This window comes from Ruegeria sp. AH12 (assembly GCF_056541465.1).
Window position 1 is genome coordinate 1 of the sequence record NZ_JBQFYL010000097.1, and the last position, 925, is coordinate 925.

Consider the following 925-nt stretch of genomic DNA (forward strand, 5'->3'; position numbering starts at 1 on the left):
GCCTGGCCGTGCGCCATGCCGAAGCCGTTGCCCATACGAACGGCGACGAGAACGCCGCCGCGCAAAAAGAACCGCAGAATTCGAAGAAGACTGGCAAGTCTAAGAAAATCTGCCTCACCGATCCGGATGCGACCATGGCGACCAGCGGTCGAAACCGCCGTCTGGAACCAAGCTACAAGCAGCATGGCGCGGTCGATGACGCTTGCGGTGTGATACTCGACGTCGAAGTCACTACGGGTGAGGTCAACGAAGGACAAACTATCCTTGATCAGCTTGATACGGTGGCTGCGCTCACCGGGGCCAGCATAGGTACCGTGACGGCGGACGCCGGCTACGCCTATGCCAAGGTCTTTGCCGGGCTGGAGGCACGCACGATCACTGGTGTCATTCCCACCAAGGCAGAGCCGATCCGCTCGAAGGTGCCGCTGAGGCGGTTCCGTTATGATGAAAAGCACGATCTGGTGAAATGCCCGCGCGGAAAGATCCTGCGGCCCAACAATGCCAAGATCGATCATGGCCGGTTCTTCGCATCGAAAGCGCGCGATTGCCGGGGTTGCGATCTGGCCGACCTATGCCTCTCGCCCTCACGCGTGACCAAATCGCTCGTCATCGTCCATAACTATCCGGCCTTGCTGCGCGCCCGGCGCCGCCGCGATCGGTGGAGCGAAGAGGACGACCGGCTCTACCGGCGTCATCGCTGGCGCTCCGAAGGCTTTCATGGCGAAGCGAAGACCTGGCATGGCCTCGCCCGTGCTGTGCGTCGCGGCCTCGACAACATGCGAGTTCAATCCTTCCTCACGGCAGCTGCCATCAACCTCAAACGGCTCGCAGCCGCCTTCTTGACGGTCATCTGCGATTTCATCATCCAACAACACTCCTGGAACAAGCCGATTAGGGTCTGAAACCCGCTTCTGACGATTCCCGA

At 60.5% G+C, this 925-nt stretch carries 1 pseudogene; it reads left to right on the forward strand.

Annotated elements, in window-relative coordinates:
• Positions 1-863 (forward strand): annotated as a pseudogene (locus ACR0EL_RS21880) (transposase); the annotation flags it as partial.
• Positions 864-925: the final 62 nt, after the last annotated feature.